28 protein-coding genes are annotated in these 23,303 nt (G+C 26.5%); 11 read left to right on the top strand and 17 right to left on the bottom strand.

What is annotated here, in order from left to right:
- Positions 1-63 precede the first annotated feature (63 nt).
- The 3 genes from GBG18_RS09245 to GBG18_RS15835 all read right to left on the bottom strand — a co-directional run bounded on the left by GBG18_RS09245 (position 64) and on the right by GBG18_RS15835 (position 2,305).
- Positions 64-588 carry a PAS domain-containing protein gene (locus GBG18_RS09245; RefSeq protein ID WP_152190447.1) on the bottom strand — a complete coding sequence of 175 codons (525 nt, stop codon included), beginning with the start codon at positions 586-588 and terminating at the stop codon, positions 64-66.
- Positions 589-683: 95 nt separating this feature from the next.
- Entirely contained in the window at positions 684-896 is a 213-nt protein-coding gene (locus tag GBG18_RS09240) for a hypothetical protein (RefSeq protein ID WP_152190445.1), read from the bottom strand.
- Entirely contained in the window at positions 893-2,305 is a 1,413-nt protein-coding gene (locus GBG18_RS15835; RefSeq protein ID WP_152190443.1) for a methyl-accepting chemotaxis protein, read from the bottom strand. The genes GBG18_RS09240 and GBG18_RS15835 overlap by 4 nt, the downstream gene beginning before the upstream one ends.
- Positions 2,306-2,627: 322 nt before the next feature.
- Here GBG18_RS15835 and GBG18_RS09230 point away from each other — a divergent pair, with 322 nt between their 5' ends.
- The 3 genes from GBG18_RS09230 (at position 2,628) to GBG18_RS09220 (ending at position 5,540) form a co-directional block, all read left to right on the top strand.
- Positions 2,628-3,269 (top strand): UPF0323 family lipoprotein, encoded by a 642-nt coding sequence (locus tag GBG18_RS09230; RefSeq protein WP_152190441.1) that lies wholly within the window; start codon positions 2,628-2,630, stop codon positions 3,267-3,269.
- 3 nt (positions 3,270-3,272) lie between these two features.
- Positions 3,273-4,451 carry a glutathionylspermidine synthase family protein gene (locus GBG18_RS09225; RefSeq protein ID WP_152190439.1) on the top strand — a complete coding sequence of 393 codons (1,179 nt, stop codon included), beginning with the start codon at positions 3,273-3,275 and terminating at the stop codon, positions 4,449-4,451.
- A 192-nt stretch (positions 4,452-4,643) separates the two neighbouring features.
- A complete protein-coding gene (locus GBG18_RS09220; protein ID WP_193311109.1) occupies positions 4,644-5,540 on the top strand; it encodes a formate dehydrogenase subunit gamma in 897 nt (298 codons plus the stop codon).
- Here the strand turns inward: GBG18_RS09220 and GBG18_RS09215 are convergent.
- From GBG18_RS09215 to GBG18_RS09175, 9 genes are read right to left on the bottom strand one after another with little or no spacing between them, the layout of a single operon-like run.
- Positions 5,533-6,222, bottom strand: a complete 690-nt coding sequence (locus GBG18_RS09215) for an aspartate/glutamate racemase family protein (protein ID WP_152190435.1) — start codon at positions 6,220-6,222, stop codon at positions 5,533-5,535. The two genes, GBG18_RS09220 and GBG18_RS09215, sit on opposite strands and share 8 nt — an antisense overlap.
- A 15-nt stretch (positions 6,223-6,237) precedes the next feature.
- A complete protein-coding gene (locus GBG18_RS09210; RefSeq protein ID WP_152190433.1) occupies positions 6,238-6,711 on the bottom strand; it encodes a hypothetical protein in 474 nt (157 codons plus the stop codon).
- Positions 6,704-7,657: a tetraacyldisaccharide 4'-kinase gene (locus tag GBG18_RS09205; RefSeq protein WP_152190431.1), complete on the bottom strand. Its 954-nt coding sequence runs from the start codon at positions 7,655-7,657 to the stop codon at positions 6,704-6,706. Before GBG18_RS09205 ends, GBG18_RS09210 begins: the two co-directional genes overlap by 8 nt.
- 6 nt (positions 7,658-7,663) lie before the next feature.
- Entirely contained in the window at positions 7,664-8,803 is a 1,140-nt protein-coding gene (locus tag GBG18_RS09200; protein ID WP_152190429.1) for a DegT/DnrJ/EryC1/StrS family aminotransferase, read from the bottom strand.
- Entirely contained in the window at positions 8,803-9,570 is a 768-nt protein-coding gene (locus tag GBG18_RS09195) for an NAD+ synthase (protein ID WP_152190427.1), read from the bottom strand. The genes GBG18_RS09200 and GBG18_RS09195 overlap by 1 nt, the downstream gene beginning before the upstream one ends.
- Before the next feature lie 21 nt (positions 9,571-9,591).
- Positions 9,592-9,804, bottom strand: coding sequence for a hypothetical protein (locus GBG18_RS09190; RefSeq protein WP_152190425.1), 213 nt, complete (start codon positions 9,802-9,804; stop codon positions 9,592-9,594).
- Positions 9,805-9,807: 3 nt separating this feature from the next.
- Entirely contained in the window at positions 9,808-10,038 is a 231-nt protein-coding gene (locus GBG18_RS09185) for a (2Fe-2S)-binding protein (RefSeq protein ID WP_152190424.1), read from the bottom strand.
- Positions 10,038-10,271 carry a (2Fe-2S)-binding protein gene (locus GBG18_RS09180; protein WP_152190422.1) on the bottom strand — a complete coding sequence of 78 codons (234 nt, stop codon included), beginning with the start codon at positions 10,269-10,271 and terminating at the stop codon, positions 10,038-10,040. Before GBG18_RS09180 ends, GBG18_RS09185 begins: the two co-directional genes overlap by 1 nt.
- A complete protein-coding gene (locus GBG18_RS09175; RefSeq protein WP_152190420.1) occupies positions 10,271-11,026 on the bottom strand; it encodes a TerB family tellurite resistance protein in 756 nt (251 codons plus the stop codon). The genes GBG18_RS09180 and GBG18_RS09175 overlap by 1 nt, the downstream gene beginning before the upstream one ends.
- Positions 11,027-11,158: 132 nt before the next feature.
- On the opposite strand from GBG18_RS09175, the gene tatB reads away from it, so the two are divergent.
- The 5 genes from tatB (at position 11,159) to GBG18_RS09150 (ending at position 15,597) form a co-directional block, all read left to right on the top strand.
- Positions 11,159-11,599 carry a Sec-independent protein translocase protein TatB gene (gene tatB, locus GBG18_RS09170; RefSeq protein WP_152190418.1) on the top strand — a complete coding sequence of 147 codons (441 nt, stop codon included), beginning with the start codon at positions 11,159-11,161 and terminating at the stop codon, positions 11,597-11,599.
- Positions 11,599-12,393, top strand: a complete 795-nt coding sequence (gene tatC / locus GBG18_RS09165) for a twin-arginine translocase subunit TatC (RefSeq protein WP_152190417.1) — start codon at positions 11,599-11,601, stop codon at positions 12,391-12,393. Before tatB ends, tatC begins: the two co-directional genes overlap by 1 nt.
- 6 nt (positions 12,394-12,399) lie before the next feature.
- Positions 12,400-13,422, top strand: a complete 1,023-nt coding sequence (gene queA, locus GBG18_RS09160; protein ID WP_152190415.1) for a tRNA preQ1(34) S-adenosylmethionine ribosyltransferase-isomerase QueA — start codon at positions 12,400-12,402, stop codon at positions 13,420-13,422.
- 15 nt (positions 13,423-13,437) lie between these two features.
- A complete protein-coding gene (locus GBG18_RS09155; RefSeq protein WP_152190413.1) occupies positions 13,438-14,190 on the top strand; it encodes a 3'-5' exonuclease in 753 nt (250 codons plus the stop codon).
- 69 nt (positions 14,191-14,259) lie between these two features.
- Complete coding sequence (locus tag GBG18_RS09150; RefSeq protein WP_152190411.1) at positions 14,260-15,597, top strand: sodium-dependent transporter; 1,338 nt, start codon at positions 14,260-14,262, stop codon at positions 15,595-15,597.
- Between the two features lie 49 nt (positions 15,598-15,646).
- Here the strand turns inward: GBG18_RS09150 and GBG18_RS09145 are convergent, their stop codons facing one another.
- The 3 genes from GBG18_RS09145 to GBG18_RS09135 all read right to left on the bottom strand — a co-directional run bounded on the left by GBG18_RS09145 (position 15,647) and on the right by GBG18_RS09135 (position 17,716).
- Complete coding sequence (locus tag GBG18_RS09145; RefSeq protein ID WP_152190409.1) at positions 15,647-15,865, bottom strand: cold-shock protein; 219 nt, start codon at positions 15,863-15,865, stop codon at positions 15,647-15,649.
- A 184-nt stretch (positions 15,866-16,049) separates the two neighbouring features.
- Positions 16,050-16,889 carry a 3'-5' exonuclease gene (locus tag GBG18_RS09140; RefSeq protein WP_193311108.1) on the bottom strand — a complete coding sequence of 280 codons (840 nt, stop codon included), beginning with the start codon at positions 16,887-16,889 and terminating at the stop codon, positions 16,050-16,052.
- A gap of 59 nt (positions 16,890-16,948) precedes the next feature.
- The gene (locus tag GBG18_RS09135) at positions 16,949-17,716 is read right to left on the bottom strand and encodes a DUF4344 domain-containing metallopeptidase (protein WP_152190406.1); all 768 of its coding nucleotides are present in this window, start codon (positions 17,714-17,716) and stop codon (positions 16,949-16,951) included.
- A gap of 276 nt (positions 17,717-17,992) precedes the next feature.
- Here GBG18_RS09135 and GBG18_RS15325 point away from each other — a divergent pair, with 276 nt between their 5' ends.
- The 3 genes from GBG18_RS15325 to GBG18_RS09125 are packed head-to-tail and all read left to right on the top strand — an operon-like array spanning position 17,993 to position 21,679.
- Positions 17,993-18,163: a hypothetical protein gene (locus GBG18_RS15325; RefSeq protein WP_193311107.1), complete on the top strand. Its 171-nt coding sequence runs from the start codon at positions 17,993-17,995 to the stop codon at positions 18,161-18,163.
- 44 nt (positions 18,164-18,207) lie between these two features.
- The gene (aat, locus tag GBG18_RS09130) at positions 18,208-18,873 is read left to right on the top strand and encodes a leucyl/phenylalanyl-tRNA--protein transferase (protein WP_152190404.1); all 666 of its coding nucleotides are present in this window, start codon (positions 18,208-18,210) and stop codon (positions 18,871-18,873) included.
- Between the two features lies 1 nt (position 18,874).
- Positions 18,875-21,679 carry a PAS domain S-box protein gene (locus tag GBG18_RS09125; protein ID WP_152190402.1) on the top strand — a complete coding sequence of 935 codons (2,805 nt, stop codon included), beginning with the start codon at positions 18,875-18,877 and terminating at the stop codon, positions 21,677-21,679.
- Here the strand turns inward: GBG18_RS09125 and GBG18_RS09120 are convergent.
- Together GBG18_RS09120 and rlmF are read right to left on the bottom strand one after the other, a co-directional pair.
- A complete protein-coding gene (locus GBG18_RS09120) occupies positions 21,667-22,305 on the bottom strand; it encodes a SanA/YdcF family protein (protein ID WP_152190400.1) in 639 nt (212 codons plus the stop codon). The genes GBG18_RS09125 and GBG18_RS09120 overlap by 13 nt on opposite strands.
- Positions 22,290-23,231, bottom strand: coding sequence for a 23S rRNA (adenine(1618)-N(6))-methyltransferase RlmF (gene rlmF, locus GBG18_RS09115; RefSeq protein ID WP_152190399.1), 942 nt, complete (start codon positions 23,229-23,231; stop codon positions 22,290-22,292). Before rlmF ends, GBG18_RS09120 begins: the two co-directional genes overlap by 16 nt.
- Positions 23,232-23,303 lie beyond the last annotated feature (72 nt).

Here is a 23,303-nt window from a genome sequence, read left to right as displayed (position 1 = left end):
AATCACTATTATAAATTTTATCATAATAGTGATTATGAGTTTTTATACTCTAATTTTTAAGTTTTAATAAAATTTGTGAATATAATCTAATAAATTAACAAAAGTTATATTTTCATCTTTTTCATTTAAAAATTCACTTAAATACTTTTGAGCAGATTCAACATCTTTATCTTTTTCAATTTCAAGTAACTTTGCATATAAAGGTGCGATAACATCAATAGCTGAATGTGAGATTGTTTTTCTATGTGCAGTATAACCAATAACCGTATTTGTATCTAAATCAACTCTTGTCTTAAACTCTGTGAATATCCAATAGTATTTACCATTTTTAGCAAGATTTTTAACTACTGCGTTTACATTTTTTCCAGATTGGATTCTTTCCCAAAGTAGTTTAAATATAACTTTTGGCATATCTGGATGTCTTATAATATTATGTTGTTTTCCTAGTAATTCTTCTTTTGAATAACCAGAGATTTCTGTAAAATAATCATTACAATACGTAATCACACCTTTTGCATCTGTTTCACTAACTAAATATCTTTTATTTTCTAGTTTTATTTCTTCATTTAGAGGAACTATTTTACTCATATATAATCCTTTTAAAAATTATATCTTTTATCTTAAAATAAAAATACGTAACATATCAATAATTTTTATTCTTTTTTAACGAAGAAAGTTTTTAATTAAAAACTTTCCCATTCCTCTTCTTTGTCATTTTGAGGAGTAATTGTTTTATTTAATAGTGATGGAGATACTGCTGCTTCTTTTTTTTCTTCTTTCTTTTCCACTTTAATTTTTGGAGCTAAATTTGCTTGTGGAGTTTTTATTTCTTTCTTTACAATTTTAATCTCATCCTTACCAATAAAATCTTTACTATTTACATCCGATACAATCATTTTTTTGCAACTTTATCAGTGTCTTTTGCTATTTCATTTGTTTTTGCTGCAATTGATGCATTTTGTTGTGTTTGTTGGTCTAATTGATTAATTGCATTATTTATTTGTTTAATTCCACTTTGTTGCTCTTTACTTGAATATGAAATTTCTTCAATTTTTTTAGTTGACTTTTCAATATTATCAAGAAGCAAGCTATAACCATTAATCATCTTATCACTAATTTTTTTACCATCTACTGCTTTTATTGTTGCATTCTCAACTAAGTTTTTAATTTCTTTGGCAGCTTCTGCTGATCTACTTGCAAGGTTTCTAACTTCTTGAGCAACTACAGCAAATCCTTTACCAGCTTCTCCTGCAGTGGCAGCTTCAACAGCAGCATTTAATGATAAAATATTTGTTTGGAAAGCAATTTGATCAATAATTGAGATAGATTCATTAATTAAAGTAACTTGCTCTGTAATATTATCCATTGAATGACTTGTATTAGAAGCATCGTCATGACCTTGTTTTGCAGCAGTATTTAAATCTTTTGCATAGATACTCATTTGAGCAATATTTTCATTACTGCTTATTATAGTACTAGTAACTTCTTCAAGTGCAGCAGCAGTTTCTTCAAGTGAAGTTGCTGCAGAAGTTGAAGAATCATTTAGTATTTGAACATTATCAATTAAAATATCAGATGAATTATCTAAAGTTAAACCTATCTCAAGAGATTTTTTTAAAAGTTCAGAGATACTTTTTCCTAAATCATTTACACCCAATGATAGTTCTTTTAAATTTGCTTTTTTACCTTCAATTGATATTTGTTTTGTATAATCTGAAGCAGAATATATTTTCATAACTTCTAAAATATCATCAATATTTTTCTCTAGATTAACACTCATATTATTAATAATAGTTACCAATTCATTTAATTCTGGGTTTGATGAAGTAGAAGTGATTTTAAAGCTGAAATCTCCTTGTTCATACTCTTTTAATGTAGATATAGAATCATTTATAAGAATTTTATCTTCTTCTAAACTATTTTCTATTGATTGAATCTGCTCATTTACCATTGATCCCATTTGAGCTATTTCATCGTTTCCTTTTACTTCTAAAGGTTTTACTGTATCAATTCTTCTATTTAAATAATCAAAAAAAGAAAATAAACTATTTCTAAATTTAAGTATATTTTTTATTATATTTCTAGCAGTAAAATAAGATATAATTGCAATTATTATAACAAAAGCTATTCCTAATAAGGCAATTATTTTTTCTAAGAAATGAACTTTATCACTAACAGTTTTGTCTAATTCTAGAATAATAGTTTTTAAAATAGTTTCTGTTTTATGAATAGTAGTACGCATTTTTCCTTGAAGACCTAATTTACTATTTAAACCTATATCTTCTTCTTTTTTAACTAAATTCAAAAAATCTTTTTTATAAGATATCAAATTATCTTTTATATTACTATTTATATTGAAATAACTGCTGATATAAAAAGTTTACCCTTGATTGTTAAATTTAAAAACATCATAATACTCCTGATATTTAGATTATAGCAATTATTTTTTTAACTATTACTAATTAAATGTAATTTTTTAATAATATAATTTAATAATATATTAAATCGAAATAATTGGATTTATTTTCAATTTTATAAATAAAATTCTATTTATTAGCTTTATAGTAATAATTCAGTAATATAACTAAAATTTAAACAGAATAAAAAGATTAAAAGGATTATTAATTTTGAAAAAGAATAATAATATTAAGAAAATATCAAATTACGCAATGGTTGGTGGACTAGGAGCTATTTTAGTATCTGGCTTAGTTGGTTGTGAAGACAAATCAAACAATCAAGAGAATTTTCAACAAAGTGAAGCCTTTGGAAATGCGAGCCAAAGACAAGCAGCTTTTGTAATTATAGAAGAGTCAACAGATGGTAAATATGCAATTGTTGATGAGTTTCCTGCATCTAAAACTACAATTGTTTTAAGAAAACCAGATGGAACAGAGAGAATTCTTACAAAAGAAGAGATTGATAAGTTAGTAAAATTAGAAGCTACGAAAATTGATAATGGAACATCTGGATTAACAAATCCTAATTCAGAAGAAGCAAGTGCGGGAATGGGACTTGGTGGAGTTTTAATGTCTTCAATTGCAGGAGCTATGTTAGGTTCATATATTGGAAATAAACTATTTGGTAACCAAAACTACCAAAATCAAAGAAAAGCACAGTATAAATCTCCTCAAACTTATAGTAAGTCAAAAAGTTCATTTTCTAAAGCAGCATCAACTACTAATAAATCAAGTGCTTCTAAAAAAAGTGGATTCTTTGGAAATAAAAGTTCTTCAAGTACAAAATCTAGATCTTCATTCTTTGGGGGTTAAAAAATGAATTTATTAAAATTACAAGCCTTAACAGATGAATATTTAGAATCAATTGGTTTTAAATGGCATACAGATGAAGATAACACTTCATATATTGCAGATGAAGTAGTTGAAGTAAGTGAAGAAGAAGCAAATGCTTTTTACGAAGCAACAAATGAACTATATGATATGTTTTGTGAAGCTGGGGAGTATGTAATAGAAAATGATTTATTTCATGAAATAAATATACCTTTTAATTTAGTTGATACAATAAAAGAATCTTGGGAAAATGACGTACATTGGCATTTATATTCAAGATTTGATTTAGCAGGTGGACTTGATGGTAAACCTATTAAACTTATTGAATTAAACTCTGATACACCAACTTCTCTTTTTGAAACAGCAATTATTCAATGGGCATTACTTAAAGCAAATGGTTTAGATGAAGCTAGTCAATTTAACAATCTTTATGATGCATTAAAAGATAACTTTAAAAGAATTATTACATTAGATTCTGATATTGAAAAGTTTGAAGAATACTATAAAGATTTAGGTTGGAAAATACTATTTTCTTCTATTTCAAGTTCAGATGAAGATGAAAACACAACTAAACTTTTACAACATATTGCAACAGAGGCTGGTTTTAATACTGACTTTGAACATATTGACAAAGTTGAATTTAATGATGAAGGAATTTTTAAAGGCGAAGAAAGCTTTGAATTCTGGTTTAAATTAATTCCTTGGGAAGATATTGCAATTGATGAGAGTGAATTAGCTCTTATTTTAGCAGAGATTATAAAAGAGAAAAAAGCAATTATTTTTAATCCTGCTTATACTTTAATGTTTCAATCTAAAGGTTTTATGAAAATTCTTTGGGATTTATATCCAAATCACCCTCTTCTACTTGAAACTTCTTTTGAGCCTTTAGAAGGGAAAAAGCAAGTTGAAAAAAGATGTTTTGGAAGAGAGGGAGCTAATACTAAAATCATAAATGAAGATGGAAGTATTGATGTTGAAACTTCTGGAGAATACGAAGGTCATAAAGCAATATACCAAGAGTATGTAGAGCTAAATACAGACTCAAATGGGGTTACTTACCAAGCTGGTGTATTTTATGCCTATGAAGCTTGTGCTTTAGGATTTAGACGTGGAGAAAAGATTTTAAATAACACATCTAAATTTGTAGGTCATATTGTTAAATAGTTAAGATTTATTCTTAGCTATTTAATCTACTTCAAGAGTAAATATTTTTTTACTTTAACTTTTAAAACTCCTAGAAACTTCTTTAATCTTAAAAATTTTTAGTAAATAAAAATTTACTATTATTCTAAATGTCATACTAAGGTCATATTGCAAAGACATAATTTCACATAATTTATAAAACAGGAGTATGTCATGTTAAAGACATTGTTAATGCTTTTAGGTCTTAGTTCAATTGCCTTTGCTTATACAGCAGTTAGTGAATCAAATCAAGATTTAATTTATACAATGCTAGCTTATGGAAAAGAAGGTAGTGTTTATTTAGATGAAGTATTTGTAGCTTTACAAACAAAACTATTTAAAAATACTTATCTAGGAATCATTGTAATTATTCCATTGATTTTTTTAGTTCATTATCTAATTATTGGCCCAAAAAAGTTCAGTCATGAGGGAAAAAAGTATTATATATTCTCTTTGTTTAATAGAATAGTTCATGGAATGGCCGCTGTATCATTTATGATTTTAGTACCAACAGGATTAATTATGATGTTTGGTTCATATTTTGGTGGTGGAGAGTTTGTAAGAGTATCTAAAGAACTTCATGCAGTATCAAACTTCTTATTTATGATAAGTGTTGTTCCTATGTTTATAATGTGGGTTAAAAATATGTTATTTACAGGTGAAGATATTAAATGGTTTATGATTTTAGGTGGATATTTATCTAAAGAGAAAAAACCAATTCCTGCTGGAAAATTCAATGCTGGTCAAAAAATGTGGTTCTGGGTATGTACAATAGGTGGTATTGCAATGATTTTTACAGGTATTACTATTTATGTTCAAGACTTAAATTTGGGTGTTTTAACAATGTTTGGATTTACAAAAATTGAAATGTTAAGATATTGTATTATTGTTCATAATGTAGTAGGTATGGCTATGGTTGCACTATTTTTTACACATGTTTATATGTCAATGTTTGCTATTAAAGGTGCATTACAAAGTATCATAAGTGGATATAAAGAAGAAGAGGAAGTTAAGATTTTACATAGCTCATATTATAAAGAGTTAAAAGAAAAAGATATAGCTGTTAAATAGCATACTCAACAGCTTTTTGTGCATGAATAGAAGTAGTATCTAAAAGTATTACTTCTGTATCTTCTTGACTAACTAACATTCCAATTTCAGTACATCCTAAAATCACAGCTTGAGCTCCATTATCAAATAATGATTTAATTATTCGTAAATACTCTTTTTTTGAATCATCATTTGTAAGACCTAAACAAAGTTCTTTATAAATAACATTATGAATAATAGCTCTATCTTTTTTATTTGGAATTAATACTTCTAAAGAGTATTTATCTTCAAGTCTTCCTTTATAAAAATCTTGTTCCATTGTAAAAGCAGTTCCTAATAAACCCACAGTTTTAATTTCTTTTTCTAGTAAAATTTCTGCTGTAGCATCTGCTATATGAAGAATAGGAATATTAATTGATTTTTCAATAATAGGAGCAACTTTATGCATAGTATTAGTACAAATAAGTAGAAAATCTGCACCAGCTGCTTCTATGTTTTTAGAAGCATTACATAAAATTGTAGCTGTTTCTTCCCAATTACCCTCATGTTGTAACTTTTCAATTGGGTCAAAATCAACACTATACATTGCAATTTTTGCAGAGTGTAAACCACCAAGGGAATTTTTAACACCTTCGTTTATAGCTTTATAATAACCTGCTGTACTTTCCCAAGACATTCCACCTAATAATCCAATTGTTTTCATAATCTCTTATCTCTTTTATGCATTATCTTCTTCATAATTTCGTAATTGATCTAACAATAATTCAAAACATAATTCAAGAACTTTTAAATTTTTTAAAAGTAACATTGGTTTATGTTTTAAAGGTTTTTTATCATCATTTAACTCAACATTTCTAATATCAATAACACCGTCAATTAACACAAGGTCAAATCTTATTTTATCATTTGAAAAGCTTAATGAGATTGGTAAATAATACTCTTTTTCATCATCTCCTAAATACCAATTAGAACCTTTTTGTATCATTACATTTGGAAGAGGAGAGTTATAAACTATACTTTTATTTATGTGTTTATTAAAAATAATCTCTTTTAAAGTTAAAGGATTTATTAGCTTTGTATTTAAGTTTTTCTTTACTCTTTTATACATCACTTTCCATAATAAAGAGTTGGTTTTTTTCGTTGAGTCCAAATGAAATAAAGCTTCATCATCTAAATAATATATTTTATTCATAGCTTTTTATATACTCCCTCATTAAAGAAAAGTCTACACTTTCCTCTATTTTTATATCTAAGTGCATTAAGTATAAATTTTTGATATTAAAATTTTCAAGCTTTACTAAATCTTTTCCAGTAGTTAATATTTGATACTCTTTATATTTTTCTTTTATTTCTTCTATTTCTTCTTTTATAAAAGTATGATGATCTGGATAAGCTAAAAGTTTTGTATCTTTTGGCAAAAATTCTAAAAGTCTCTTTGGTTTAGAAATAGCTGTTAAAACTAGAACTTTCTTATCTAAACTAACTTCCTTATTATCTTTTGCATTTTTTCTAATGGTTATAATTCTATTAAAATCTCTACCCTCTTTTAATTCTAAATCAGCATAAGCATATAAGCCTTTAGGCTCTCTATACCCACCACTTGGCAGACAATAAAAGTTTGTTGGTTCATCTTTTGGTCTTAATAAAATATTAAACTTCTTAATATTATATTTTGAAAAACCATCATCTAAAAATATAATTTTGCAGCCAAGCTCTTTTGCTTTTAAAATAGCTTTACTTCTATCTTCACTTACAATAATTGTAGCTTTTGATAAAGACTTTGCTAAAAGCATTGCTTCATCACCACTAACACTAATATCTTCTAATATTTGACCTTTATTAGATATTACATACAATCCTTTAGAAGCTCTTCCATAACCTCTTAAAATCACACATACATCTTCATAAGAGCTTGCTAATTTTATAGCAACTGGAGTTTTCCCACTTCCACCTACTATAATATTTCCAATAGAAATCACTGGTATTCCAAAATCTCTTTCTTTTGCAAAAGTACGTTTTGTTAAGATGATAAGCATATAGATAAATGTTAAAGGGAGTAAAAGATAGGCAATTATTTGCTGAAAAGCATTTGGAAAGAAGAGATAATCTTCAATCCATAAATAAAGTTTTTGTTTCAAAGTAGATTAAATCCACTCAGAAGCAACATCAATTACCTGATCACATACATAATTAACTTCTTCATCTGTTAAACTTGCATATATTGGTAAAGACAATATTTGTTGATAATTATTTAATGCATTTGAAAATGCAGTAATTTTTATAGAATATTTTGTTTTATAATAAGAAAGTAAATGTAAAGGAATATAGTTAAGACCAGTAGCAACTCCTCTTTCTTTTAATGCTCTTGCAAAAGCATCTCTATTTCTTGAAACTTTTATAATAAACTGCGTAAAAATATGCTCATCTTTATATGTAGGTATTTCTATATGTTTAACACCTGTTAATCTTTTTGCATAAAGTTTTGCTATTTCTTTTCTTCTTTTTATAAACTTATCTGTTTTATTTAACTGTGCAAGTGCATAGGCTGCATCTAATTCAGATAAATCATATTTATGACCAATATCAACTACATCATATACATAATCTAAGTTTCCATAACTATCATATGTAGTTGTTAGTGCATGAGTTCTAAGAAGTTTTGCTCTATTTGCTATCTCTTCATTATTTGTTGTAATAACTCCAGATCTAGAAATTGCATATTTACTATTTGATGGATTTGTTGAGAAAATAGTCATATCTGCTCTTAAATTTCCTACTCTTTTTCCCTTATACATTACACCTAAAGCTGATCTACAATCTTCAATTAAAATAATTCCATATTTTTGAGCAATATCATAAATTCTATCTAAGTCAGGAGTTTGACCACCAACAAAAGTAATAATAGCACCTCTTAATTTTTTTGATTCATTTGCAGCTAAGGCTTTTTCAAACTTATCAACATCAATATTCATATCTTCCATATTAATATCAATAAATACAGGCTCTGCATCAAAATGTCTTACAACTTCAGGTAAGTTTACAAAAGAGTTTACAGACATTAAAATTTTATCACCTCTTTTAAGTTTTATTGCACTCAAAGCAAGATGAATAGCTGAAGTAGAAGTTGATGTTGCAACTGCATATTTTGAACCAATGAATTTAATCATTTTTTCTTCAAATTCAATAGATTTAGATAAATCATCTTTTGATTCTAAAACACTTCTAATTTGAGTTAATTCTTCATTATCTAAAGATGCTTTATATATAGCAATATCTCTTTTCATTATTTCAAGCTCCAATTAATATTTGCAATTGTTGGTAATTTACCTTTAAAGGCATTTGATTTCATTCTATAATCTAACATATCTACTAATTTTTTTTCAAAACCAGTTGATATTAATTCTTCTTTACTCTTTTTTTCATCAACTAAAAGTTTTAATGCATCATCCATTTGTTTATATGAATATCCAAGTTCATCTTCATCCGTTTGATCTTCCCAAAGGTCTGCACTTGGAGCTTTTGTAAGAATTGAGTCAACAACTCCTAAATGTTTTGCAAATTCAAATTCATCACTTTTATACATTTGACCAATTGGATTAATAGCACAAGCAATATCACCAAAAATTGTTCCATAACCTAATAATAATTCACTTTTATTTGAAGTTCCTACTACTAAAGATTTTTCACGTGAAGATACATCATAAAGTACAGACATTCTCATTCTTGCAGAAAAATTCCCAATTCTTAATTTATCTTCATCCATATTGTTTATAAAAGACTCAACCATTGGTGCTATTGAGATGATTTCATATTTAATATTAAATTTTTCACAAAGCTCAACTGCATGGTCTGTTGAACTTTGTGATGAAAATTGTGAGGGCATTAAAACACAGTTTAACTTATCTCCGAAAACTTCTTTACAAAGTACTGCAACTACTGCTGAATCTAATCCACCTGATAATCCAACTGTAACTTTCTCTAACCCAGACTTTTCAACTTCACTTTTTAAAAAGTCAATTAATTGTATTTTTATATTTGGCCAATTTATCAATTATAATCCTTTATATAATAATTATATCTCATCTTTTTTTGTTTTTTCATAAATCTCATCTAAATACTCTGCAGTTATCGATGATACGTTCTGTTTTCTACCATTTAATTGATTTACAATATCTTCTAATTCTTCTTCTTGAAAATATTCAAGATAATTAGGGTTGATATCTATTACTTCATTTTTATTAATCTTTAGTAACTCTTTTATTTGAACTATTAATTCTTCTTTCATCTTCTAATTCTTTACAAATTTATTTACTATTTCTTCTAAATATAGTTCCATCTTTTCCACGCCTTTATCATGACTTGGATTTATGCATGATTTACAACAAGTACCTGCGTCTGTTAACTCTCCAATCTCTTCAATTGAAGAAGCTCCTCTATCTTTTATAGCATGAATAATCTCACCTAATGTTGTATGTTTGCAAGTACAAACTTCATATGAGTGTTGAAATTTTCTAGACATTATACTCTCTTATTTTTAATTTCATTTAATATATCTTTACAATATATTTTCTTTTTTAATTTTCCATTATCGCCCTCTTTAAAAATACAATGTCTACATTCAGTACCTGCTGTAGTTAAGTCTTGTATATCTCTTAAAGTTGGTTCACTCTTATCTTCAAGTGCTAAAACAATTTGTTCAATAGAAACTCTTTTACAATTACAAACTTCATATGAAGTATCAAAACCTAACATTAGATTCCTCTATCTTTTTTGATTAATTCATAAGCTTCATTTATCTCTTGAAGTTTTTTAGTAGCTTCATCAATTATATTTTGAGCTTCACCACGTCCTGACATAATATCTGGATGATACTGTTTTACTAAGTTTCTATAACTTTTTTTAATAGTATTATTATCTTCACTACTATTAGATTCTAAAACTTCATATGCTTTTTCTAAAGAGAGTGCATTTGAAGAAGCTTGATTAGAATAGAAAGCTTCAAAAGTATTAATTAAATTTTCAAAATCGTGTTTTTTAATTTTTAATGCATTTGAAATATCTTCAACAATCATTTTTTCAGTTTTGGAAAACTCTTTATCTATAAATGCAAGATTTAGTAAATACTCCATAATTTTAACACGTTTTGAATAGTCAAATTTTGTTAAAGTGTATAAACTTTGACAAATTTCTAGAGTATTATCAAAACTCTCTTTTTGTTCTTTATATAATACTTTTAGTTTTTCTCTAACCTCTTCATTATTTTCAAAATGACTTGAAATATCATTAAATGTGTGTTTTAAAAGTTCTGCTTCTAATTCACATACTTTTCCATCTGCCTTTGCAACTTTTGCCATTAAAGCTATTAATAGCCCTGCTTCATGATTTAATAAATCCCCATCAAAATTCTCTTTATATTTTAAATTAATATTTTTAAACTTTTCTGTTTTATAGTTTTTTGCAATTATATATAATATAAATCCTATTATTAGTAGTACTATAATTTTCATACTTTTCCTTAAATTTTTATCTTAAATAACTCTAATAGATTTTATCTAATTTTACTTGAAAAATAAAATTAATTTGTCTTTTTGTTCTAATTGGATAAAATCTCTACTTTAAATATACATTGGAGTTAGATAATGTTTGGAATGGGCTTTATGGAAATCTTTTTAATTGCAATTATTGCAATTATTGCACTTGGACCTGATAAACTACCTACGGCTATGGTAGAAGTAGCAAAGTTTTTAAAGAAATTTAAATCTGGAGTTGCAGATGCAAAATCAACTTTAGATAATGAATTAAATATAACAGAAATGAAAGAAGAAGCTAATAAGTTTAAAGCTCAACTATCAGATACAAAGATGTCAATGACAAGTAGTTCTAAAGTAGATTTAGGCCTTGATGATATTATGAATGATGAGCTAAAAGAAGAGAAACCAAAAATCAAAAAAGATAAAAAGAAAAAAGCTGAGAAAACTGAAAAAGCTGAAAAGATTGAAGAAGCTACAAAAGTAGAAGAAAATCCAGCAAATAAATTTAAAGTTAATTTTGATGATGAAAAGAAAGAGGACAAGGCTTAATGTTTGATGATTTAAAACCACATATTGCGGATTTACGAAAAAGATTAATGATATCAGGATTATCACTTTTAGTGATGTTCTTTGCATGTTTTTTCTTCTATGAACCAATTTTAACATGGATGATGGTTCCTGTTGAAGCTGTTCTTCCACCTGATTCAAAAATGGTTGCAGTTGAAATACAAGAAACATTCTTCACAGCACTTAAAGTTGCATTCTTTTCAGGTTTTATCCTTTCACTACCTGTAATATTTTGGCAGTTATGGCTGTTTTTAGCACCTGGACTTTATGACCATGAAAAGAAACTTGTAGTTCCTTTTGTATTTTTTGCAACATTAATGTTCTTAATGGGTTCTTCATTTGCTTATTATGTAGTTGTACCTTATGGTTTTGAATTTCTTGTAAACTTTGGTTCTGCTGTTGTTACAATCTTACCTAGTATTGGTAAGTATGTAGGCTTTTTTACAAAACTATTATTTGGTTTTGGTGTTGCTTTTGAATTACCAGTAATTACATTTTTCCTAGCAAAAATAGGTCTTGTAGATGATAGAATGTTAAAAGACTTCTTTAAATATGCAGTTGTTTTAATCTTTATTTTAGCATCACTTTTAACGCCACCTGATGTATTAACTCAATTCTTAATGGCAGGTCCACTTATTATTCTTTATGGAGTATCAATCTATATTGCAAAAGTTTTCAATCCTGCTCCAACAGAAGAAGATGAAGACGAAGATTTAGATGACGAAAAAGATGAAGAATTAGAAGAAGACTATGAAGATGAAAAAGAGAGAAAATAAGAATATATGTTAGACCCCTTAAAAACTTCAAGCTATGATTATGATTTACCCAAAGAACTCATAGCTTCAAAACCAGTTCATCCAGCAGATAGTGCAAAGTTATTGGTCTATAATAGAGAAACTAATACAATCACTCACTCAACATTTAAAAATTTAATGGATTTTTTACCTGAAGATATATCAGTTTTTTTAAATGATACAAAAGTTATAAAAGCAAGAATATTTGGTAAGAAATTATCAGGTGGAAAAGTTGAGTTATTACTAAATAAACCTCTATTTATGGATAGATATTTAGTAATGATTAGAGGAAAAGTAAGTATTGGAATGCTTTTATATTTTGAAGAAGATATAATAGTAAAAGTACTAGAAATAAATGAAGATGGTACAAGAGTAGTAGAGTTTTATCAAAATGAAAAAAAACTTGATTTTTTAACATTAGTTGAGACTTTAAATAAAATTGGTCATTTACCACTTCCTCACTACATGAATAGAGAAGATAATGAAGAAGATAATACCAACTATCAAACACTATTTGCTAAAAACTATGGAGCAGTAGCAGCTCCTACTGCATCATTACACTTTACGCAAGAGTTATTAGAAAAAATTAATGATAAATATGATGTAAACTATTTAACACTTCATGTAGGTGCAGGAACATTTAAACCAGTTGATGCAGAAGACATTTTAAGTCATCCAATGCACAGTGAATATTTTGAAATAGGAAGAGAAGCTAAAGAGTCTTTAGATAAAGCTTCTAAAGTACTTGCAGTTGGAACTACGGTTACACGAACAATAGAGTATTATGCAAGAAAAAATATGATTTCAGGAGAGTGTGATTTATTTTTAAATCCAGCAAATGAACCTATAAAAGTTGATCACTTACTTACAAATTTTCACCTACCAAAATCAACATTAATTATGTTAATTGCATCATTTGTTGGTTTAGAAAAAACACTAGAGATTTATGAAGAAGCTATAAAAGAAGAATACAGATTTTTCTCTTATGGTGATGGAATGTTAATTATATAAAGAGGAATTTACACAATGGCACATTATGTACTATTTGATACAGAAACTACAGGTAATAAAGACGACGATAGAGTTATTCAATTTGGAGCAATGATTATTGACCAAAAAGGAAAAGTTGAAGCTTACGATGAATTTTGTTCTACTGATGTTGGAATAAAAATTGAAGCAATGGAAGTTCACAATATTACTCCAGATATGATTGAAGGTAAAGTAACTGCAACTCAAACAACATTCTATAAAAAGCTTGAAGAGTTAAATACAAGTGAAAATTATATAATTGCACATAATATCTCTTTTGATATGGGAATGATAAAAAAAGAAGGTTTTGTAAATAATTATAAAGAAATTGATACATTAAGATGTGCAAAACATCTATTTTCTGAACTTCCTTTTCATAGACTTCAGTACTTAAGATATGCTCTTGATTTATATAAAACAGAAAAAATAGAAGCAGATAAACTTGGTATTACAATAAAAGCTCATGATGCACTAGGTGATGTTTTAGTAATGAAATTATTCTTATCTAAATTAGTTGCTAAATGTAGAGAAGTTTACCCAGACTATAATCCAATGGAAAAACTTGTTGAACTTACATCAACTCCTGTATATATCAAAACGTTCAAGTTCGGTAAACACAAAGGTAAAGACGTAGCAGAAGTTGCTAAAGAAGATTCAGGTTATTTAAACTGGATGAGAACAAATATGGATTTAGATGAGGATTTAAAATATACTCTTGACAAAGTTTTAGGAAGTGCAAACCCTTACTAAAACTACTATAAAGATTTATTCATATTAATTTCATTTTAATTACACTATAATTTCTAAAAAGGTATTTATGTGAATAAATTCTCAAGAATAGGTTTTATCCTTGCAGCTGCAGGTTCTGCTGTAGGACTAGGTAATATATGGAAGTTTCCATATGTGACAGGTGAATATGGTGGTGGAGCTTTTGTAATAGTTTATTTATTAGCTATTTTATTTATTGGTTTAGTTGTTTTTTTAGCTGAAGCAGTAATTGGACAAAATGCACAAGCAAATGTTGCAACTTCATTTATAGAAACTTCAAAATCAAAAAATTCCAAATGGAAATTCGCAGGTATTATAATATTCTCAGGATTAATTATATTATCATTTTATTCAGTTGTATTAGGTTGGATATTAAATTATGTATTCACTTCCTTTTCAACTCTTCCAAGCGATGCTAAAACAGCCGGTTTAGCTTTTGAGACATTAATATCAAAAGATATTGCTTTACAACTTTTTTATCACACTTTAATAGCAGGAACTGTTGTTTATATCGTTTTAAAAGGTATTAAAGATGGTATTGAAAGAATAAATCTAATTTTAATGCCCCTATTAGGTGTAATATTATTTGGACTACTTTTATATGCTTTATCTCTTGATAGTTTTACTAAAGCTCTTAGCTTTATGTTTACACCTGATTTTTCAAAGATTGATGAGAATGCTTTACTTGCAGCTTTAGGGCAAGCCTTCTTTACTCTTTCTTTAGGTGTTGGTACAATTATGACTTATTCAGCATCTCTTGATAAAGAAGTAAATTTTGTAAAATCATCTGTACTTGTTGCAATTGTTGACACTTCTATTGCAATTATTGCAGGACTTATAATCTTCTCTTTTCTTTTTGAAGCAGGTGCACAAAGTTCAGCAGGACCTGGACTTGTATTTATTTCATTACCTGTGATTTTTTCAGGATGGGGAATATTAGGACAAGTTATTGCAGTTTCTTTTTTCTTAGCACTTGTATTTGCAGGTATTACATCTGCTGTTTCTATGATTGAACCATCACTAATGTATTTTATAGAAAGATTTAATATGACTAGAAAAAAAGCCACTATTTTATGTGGTGGTACATTTTATATTTTAGGTATTATTGCCCTACTTTCAATGTCTACAAAATATGGAGCTGATTTAACTTTCTTTGGAAAAAATGCTTTTGATATAATGGATTTTATTACATCATCAGTTATGATGCCACTAGCTGCTATATTAACTTGTATTTTCTTAGGATATTATGTTGATAAAAAACTACTTGAAGAAAAGTTTTTAAAGCATACTTCTAAAACACTATTTGAAACTTGGTATATTTTAGTTAAATATATTGTGCCATTTGTGATATTAGTATTGTTATTAAATAAGTTGGGAATTTTAAAATAAGAAAAAGAAAGAAACAATAAGCAGATTTAAATCTGCTTATTGAAAAAACTTACAGAATTGTAACGTTTTGAGCTTGAGGTCCTTTTTGACCTTCACCGATTTCAAAAGACACTTTTTGTCCTTCTTCAAGAGAAACTCTACCATAACCTGTGTTATTGATTTGTCTAAAGTGTACGAATACATCATCGCCACCAGTCTCTTGTTGGATAAATCCAAAACCTTTTTCACTATTGAACCATTTTACAGTTCCGTTAACTTGTTCTGCCATTGCAAAATCCTTATAATTGTAATACACTCTATTTCTAAAGTGGTCGAAAATAAAAAGTAAATACTCTTCTATGTTTCAGTTATTAAAGTATAGCAAAAAAATTTTACAATATCAATATTTTTTCACTTTTATACAAAAAAAAGGCAATAGTTACACTAATGATGTATAAAAGTTGTATATTTAGCTATATTTTGATTAATTCTCTATATTCATTTTTGTTATATCTTTCTTCAAACCATGAAGGAAGTATTTGAATCAGAAAAGGATAAGTTGTAAGCATATTACAAAATACATCATAAACACAAGAAGCATCCTCACTTGCATATTTAACTTGAGTATCTGTTAAGTTTATATTTTCCCAGTTAGATCTAGATATTTTTTTCGATTTTTGTAAGTTTTTATTTAAAAAAAGTAAAACACTCTTTTTTGCTCCAATATCATTTGGATATGCCATTTTTGATTTGAATAAAGAACCAAAATCAATACAACATTTTGGCCTTATTCTAAACTCTTTATATAAAGCTGAATTGTCACCATCTAAACCAATTCCAACTTTTACAATATTTCTATTGGTCAAAATATCTAACAGTGGTTTTATATTTTTTATTAAATGAACTTGAAACAAATAACAATCACTTGCATTAGACATTTGAATAATTGCAATAGGACTTGGAGGAACACCTTTTTGAAAAATTGGTTTTTGTTCTGTATCAAATCCTAATATTTTAGAATTATTCAAAGATGAAACTGCTTCATTTAAACTTTTTTCATCTTTTATAACATGAACATTTTTATTTTTTAATGTGTAATTAGGCAAGTTCTCATCTGTATGAGTATTAATATTATCAAGTTTAGTGATAAAATCAATTAATTTATATGTTTTTTCATCAAGTGAGTCTGCTATATTTTCAAAAGCATTTGAAACAGCTTTTTCTAGTTCTTCACCAGCTTTATTGCCACAAATCTTTTTTATTAAATTAACTCTACTTTTATTTATAAACGATTCTGATATATCTATCTTCAAAAAATCTCCAGAAATTATACTTTATTGAAATAATATCTAAAACTATTTGAATAACAAGCTTATGTTCTATTTTTATTCAAATAATTTCTTAAAATATGAAACCAATTATTTACATTTTTAATATAATCTTCTTCACATAAAAGTTTTCTATCTTCACTGTAATTCAGACTTTTCAAAAGATTTTTATACTTTATGGGGTAACTTCCATAAACATAACATATAGAATCATAAAATCTTTGTATATCTAAGCTATGCTCATCAATAAAATCTTCTTGGTTAAACTTATACTTATTGCTATAAAGTTTAAAAGCATCAGAAGAAGTTAAAAGTATTTCATCTCCATTTTTAAAAAATTCTATTAAAATAATAGCAGCAAAACTATCTGCAATATCTTCTTCTTTTCCAACAATTGGTAAATTGTGGATTTTAATTATTGCATGTGCTAATTCATGTAGTATTGTTTGTATAAAAACATCAATAGTAGCCTCTTTTAGTGTAATACCAGTTTTTTCATACTCAGCTTCTTTAAACATATCATATGTTTCTTGGTAAAAGATATAAGGAATTAGAATTTTATTTGTTTTATTCTCATATAAAGGTCCTGTATTTCGCCCTATTTCAATAACTATTTCTTTTTTAAAAGTGAAATTACTATTTAAAGTATCTATCAAAATATCTAATGAATCAGAATTCTTTAGACTGTTTTTTATTTGTTTTTCAAAATAGTTATTAGGCTTTAAAAAACTTAACTTTATATTATTAGAATATAAACTACTTACAGTAAGTAAAGGAAAAAGCAATATTAAAACAACTCTTTTATAAAACATATACTATCCATCTTTTTGAAGTTATTAGGCATAAAAAAAGGGAGTTAACTAAAAGTTAATCTCCCTTTTTTAAATACTTAGTTAAATAAAACATTTATTTAACTTATCACTACACAGTGATTTAAATTATTATCTTAGTTTGTAACAATACTAAAAATGTGAAACCTTCGTCATTTACACCTCCGTACTATTTTCTTACTGACATTATAACATCTTTTTAAATTAAACTTTGCTTAATTTTAGTATTATTTTTATAAAATTAATTAAAGGATTCTAATGTTTTTAAATACTATAAAAAATATATTTGTAAAAGAAGAACTATTTGAGTGTATTATTTGGGATGGTAAAACTATGAAGTATCAAGATTTAACTCAAAAACAAATAGATGAAATCAAAAATAATCCAGAATATAAAGACTGGACAATTACCTTAAAAGACGAATGTTAATAATATTGAACTTACATTTATTCTTTTTAAGATAAAATAATATCATGGAATTACTGGATATAGAAGAAAAGGTTTACCTTTTAGAAGAAAATAATTTTACTTTTCCAAGCTTAAAAATGATGAATAATGACCTAGTTGCAATAGGAGGAGATTTTCATCCACAAAGATTAATAAAAGCTTATAAAAATGCTATATTCCCATGGTTTATAGATGAAAGTAATTATATCCATTGGTATAGTCCTAAGAAAAGAATGGTTCTTTATCCAGAAGATTTTAAGCTCTCAAAAAGCTTGAAAAAAAGTATAAAAAACAAGGGTTTTGTTATTAAATCAAATGAAAACTTTGAAGAAGTAATAAAAAACTGTGCTAATATTAAAAGAAAACATGAAGAAGATACTTGGATTAGTGAGGAATTTATTCAAGCATATACTAATCTTTTTGAATTAGGTTATGTATTTTCAATAGAGTGTTATTTAGAAGAGAAGCTTGTTGGAGGACTATATGGTCTTCTTATAAATGATGTATTTTGTGGAGAAAGCATGTTTGCAAAAGTAAATGATACTTCAAAAGTAGCTTTTTATCATTTATGTAATCAGGCTAAGGAAAATGGCATCAAAATGATTGATTGTCAAGTTTATAATGATCACTTAGCTTCACTAGGTGCAAAAGAGATTTCTAGAGAAGAATATTTTAATATACTAAAGGTCTAAAATGAAAACAAAACATGACTTAAAAGAATTACACAATTTTATAGAATTAATGTCTGATTTAGTATTTATTAAAAACTTTAAAGGACAATATACTCATATAAACAAAGCATTTTTAACTTTTATTAATAAAAGTAGAGAAGATGTACTTTTTAAAACTGACTATGATTTATTTAATAAAGAAGATGCAAGTAGATTCAGAAAAATAGATTTAGAAATATTAGAAAATAAAATAGATTTAGAAAATATGGAAGAACAAATAGTAAAAGATGATAATGGCATCTCATATTTTAATATATCAAAACAAATACTTTATGATTTAGAAGATAATGAAGTTGGACTATTTTGTGTTGCAAGAAATATAACTATTAGAAAAGAGTATGAATTAATATATGAAGATAATAAATCCTTATTAGAATATATTGCGATAGAAAATGATTTAGAAAAAATTTTAACAAAAATCATCTCTTTAGCAGAAGAAAGAAATGAAGACACTAAATGTTCTATTCTATTATTAGATAAAAGTAAAAAACATCTATTAAAAGGTGCTGCACCAAGTCTGCCTGATTTTTATAATGAAGCTATAAATGGTGTTGAAATTGGCGAAAAAATTGGTTCTTGTGGAAGTGCTGCTTATAAGAAACAAAGAGTTATTATAGAAAATATTGATACTCATGAAAATTGGCAACCTTATTTAGAATTAACAAGAAAAGCAAACTTACATGCATGTTGGTCTGAACCAATTATATCTTCAAATAATGAAGTTCTTGGAACTTTTGCAATATATAATAGCATATATAAAGCACCCTCTGAATTTGAATTAAAATTGATTTCTTCTTATTCAAATATGGCTTCAATAGCAATTGAGAAAGATAATGTTTATAAAAAAGTTCTTGAAAATGAGTATCAACTTTCGCAACTATTTAATAATACACAAAGTGGTTTAATATATATAAATAATAGAAGAAAAATAATAAAAGCAAATAAGCGTTTTGCAGAAATTTTTGGTTATAAATCAGTAGATGAAATAATTGGTAGAAAGACAAGTGATTTTCATATATCAAAAAGTAGTAATTCAAATTTTAAAAAGCAGTTTGCATTACATTTAAAAGATAATGAACTTTTTAATATAGAGTATAAATTCAAGAAAAAAGATGGAACTATCATATGGTGTGAACTTTCAGGAAAAGTTTTAGATAAAACTCTTCCAATTGAATTAACAAATGGTGTTTTATGGACTATAAATGATATTTCTTTACGAAAATCGTATGAAATTAAATTAAGAGATAGTGAATTATTAAATAAAAATATACTAGAAACTATCCCTGATATGATTTGGCTAAAAGATACAAATGGAAAATACTTAATGTGTAATCATGAATTTGAAAAGTTTTTTGGAGCTAAAAAAGAAGATATTATTAATAAAACTGATTATGAATTTAAAGATAAAAAAACTTCTGATGAATTTAGATTAAATGATAAATTAGCTATGAAAGCATCAGGATCTCTTATAAATGAAGAATGGGTATCTTATCCATCTAGTAAACAACAAGTTTTACTTGATACAACAAAAAAAGCTATGCATGATCATAATGGCAAAATTATTGGTGTATTAGGAATTGGTCACGATGTAACAAAAAGAAAAGAGCAATTAGATAAGTTAGAAGAGCTAAATAAATTAGCTAAATCACTTACAGATTCACAAGCAAATTTATTATCACTATTTGATAAAGGTGATTCAGTACTTTTTGAATGGAAAAACAATTCTGATTGGGATATAGAGTATATATCTACTAGTATTTATAAATTATTAGGCTATAAAAAAGAAGAAGTTTTACAAAACCATTTTATATATTCAAAATTTATACATAAAGATGATATAAAAAAAGTAAGAGAAGAAGTAAAGAATGCTCTTTCAAATAATTTAGACTATTTTAAACATGAGCCATATAGAATTTTTCATAAAAATGGTGATATAAAATGGGTTTTAGATTATACAGTAATGAAAAAAGATGAAAATGAGAAAGTTACTCATTTTATTGGTTATATTACAGATATTACTGAACAAAAAAAACAGCAAGATATCATCTTTCAACAGACAAAACTAGCTTCAATGGGTGAAATGATTGGTAATATTGCGCATCAATGGAGACAACCTTTATCTATTATTTCTTCTATTGCAACTGCTTCTAAGATTGAAAAAGAGTTAGATATCTTATCAAATGAAGATTTTTATAAGCATATGGAAATTATAAATAAAAATACTCAATACTTATCAGAAACAATAGATAATTTCAGACAATTTATTAAAGCTAATAGAGAGATAAGTGATTTTAATCTAACAAATACAATAAAAAGTTTTTTAAATGTTGTTCATAGTTCGATTATAAAAAGTGATCTTAAAGTTGTACTTGATTTAGATGACAATATTATCATGCAAAATTATCAAAATGATATTATTCAAGCTTTTATAAATATAATTAATAACTCAATTGATGCATTTGAACAATCTTCAAAAGATGAAAAATATTTTTTTATTACTAGTAGAAAAGAAGATGAAAAAATCCTTATAAAAATAAAAGATAATGCAGGTGGCATTGATGAAAAACTAATAAAAAAAGTTTTTGAACCATATACAACAAGTAAATATCAAAGCTTAGGAACAGGTTTAGGATTAAATATTACTTATAACTTTATAGTTGAGGGAATGAAAGGCAAAATAGTAGTTGAAAACTCTAACTATATTTATAAAGATAAAAAATACAAAGGATGTGAATTTACAATAACTTTTGATAGTTATTCTCGATAATTTACTTTTATCTTCTTTCCCAAGACTTTAGGTTTAGTCATCAAAATATTAATATCTAAAAAAGCTTTTATTTGAGCTAGAGCTTCTCGTTCTTCCATCTTTTTAGCAGCTTTAGTTCCTTCAATTGCTTTAGCTGCAAAACCTATTGCATTTTGTCCTTTTTCATGAGCAATATAAAGGGCACGATTTAAATGAAACTTTTGAGATACAATAATATAATCATCTAAATCAAAAACTTCTTTAGCTCGAACAATTGAATCAAAAGTCCTAAAACCAAAGTAATCTTTTGTAATATATTTTTTTGGAACCCCTGCTCTTATCAAATCTTTATACATAGTTGTAACTTCATCATAATATTTACTTTTATCACCTGAAACAACTATAGCATCAACTTTTTTTGCTTTCCAAAGTTTTACAGCAGCTTTTATACGATAAGTATAAAAATAGTTTTGCTTGCCCTTTGAAACATATTTTGCAGTTCCTAAAACTAAAGCTGCTTTTTTTGTTGGTACTTTATTTATATCAGAATAAATTAAATAATTACTATCATTTGCAAAAAGAGAATTTAGCCCTACTGTTGAAAATAGAACTAAAATTAAAAAAAGTGATTTTATTTTTTGAACCATTGATTTTGTTCTTCATTTGTAAGAAATGTCCAAATTACAATTCTGCTAATCTTCTGTCCATGTTGCATTTCAATTGTGTTATAAGCAACTGGATTAATTGCATCTAAAGCATCATAAATAAAAGGAAGATTGTCTTTTTTTGAAACTATAGTTGTAAACCAAAAACAGTTTTTAGCATATTTTTTACTCTGTTTTATCATAGCTTTAACAAAAGCAAGCTCTCCACCTTTACACCATAATTCATTATTTTTTCCACCAAAGTTTAAAGAGGCTTTTTCTATTACTGTTTTTGTAAGATTTTGAACCTTTCTTTTACTTCCAGCTTGAGCTTCTTTTTGTGACTTGTGAAAAGGTGGATTACATAAAGTAAAATCAAATTTATCATCTTCTTTAATAATTCCTGTAAAAATACTATCATGATTTAATTGTAATCTACACTCAATATTTCCTTTTAAAGAAGGATTGTTTTCAATAATTTTTTGAGAAGATTCAATAGACTCTTTTTCAATATCACTACCTACAAAAGACCAATTATAAACACTATTTCCAACTATTGGATAAATACAATTTGCACCAATTCCAATATCTAAACCTTTTACATTTGTACCTGTTGGAATTTTTGTATCATTAAACTCAGCTAATAAATCAGCAATATAATGAAGATAATCAGCACGTCCAGGAATAGGAGGACAAAGATAGCCATTTGGAATGGACCACTTTTTAATACCATAAAAGTGAGATAAAAGTGCTTTGTTTAGAGTCAAAACAGCATCAGGGTTTGAAAAGTCTATTGATAATTCATCGTATTTGTTTTTTGCTACAAAGTCACCTAATTTTGCTAAGCTTTTAATTAGTTCAGGAAAATCATATCTTTTATTATGTGGGTTACGTTCATGTAAGCCTTTTTTGTGTTTCTTATATGCCATATTTATTGTCTTAGTATTAGTTTTTTGTATTGTACTATCATCTTGCTAATTCTAAAATTTTACTAAGTATAT

Source organism: Poseidonibacter ostreae, assembly GCF_009208075.1.
Lineage (GTDB): Bacteria > Campylobacterota > Campylobacteria > Campylobacterales > Arcobacteraceae > Poseidonibacter > Poseidonibacter ostreae.
This window is presented reverse-complemented; position numbering and strand designations above follow the sequence as displayed.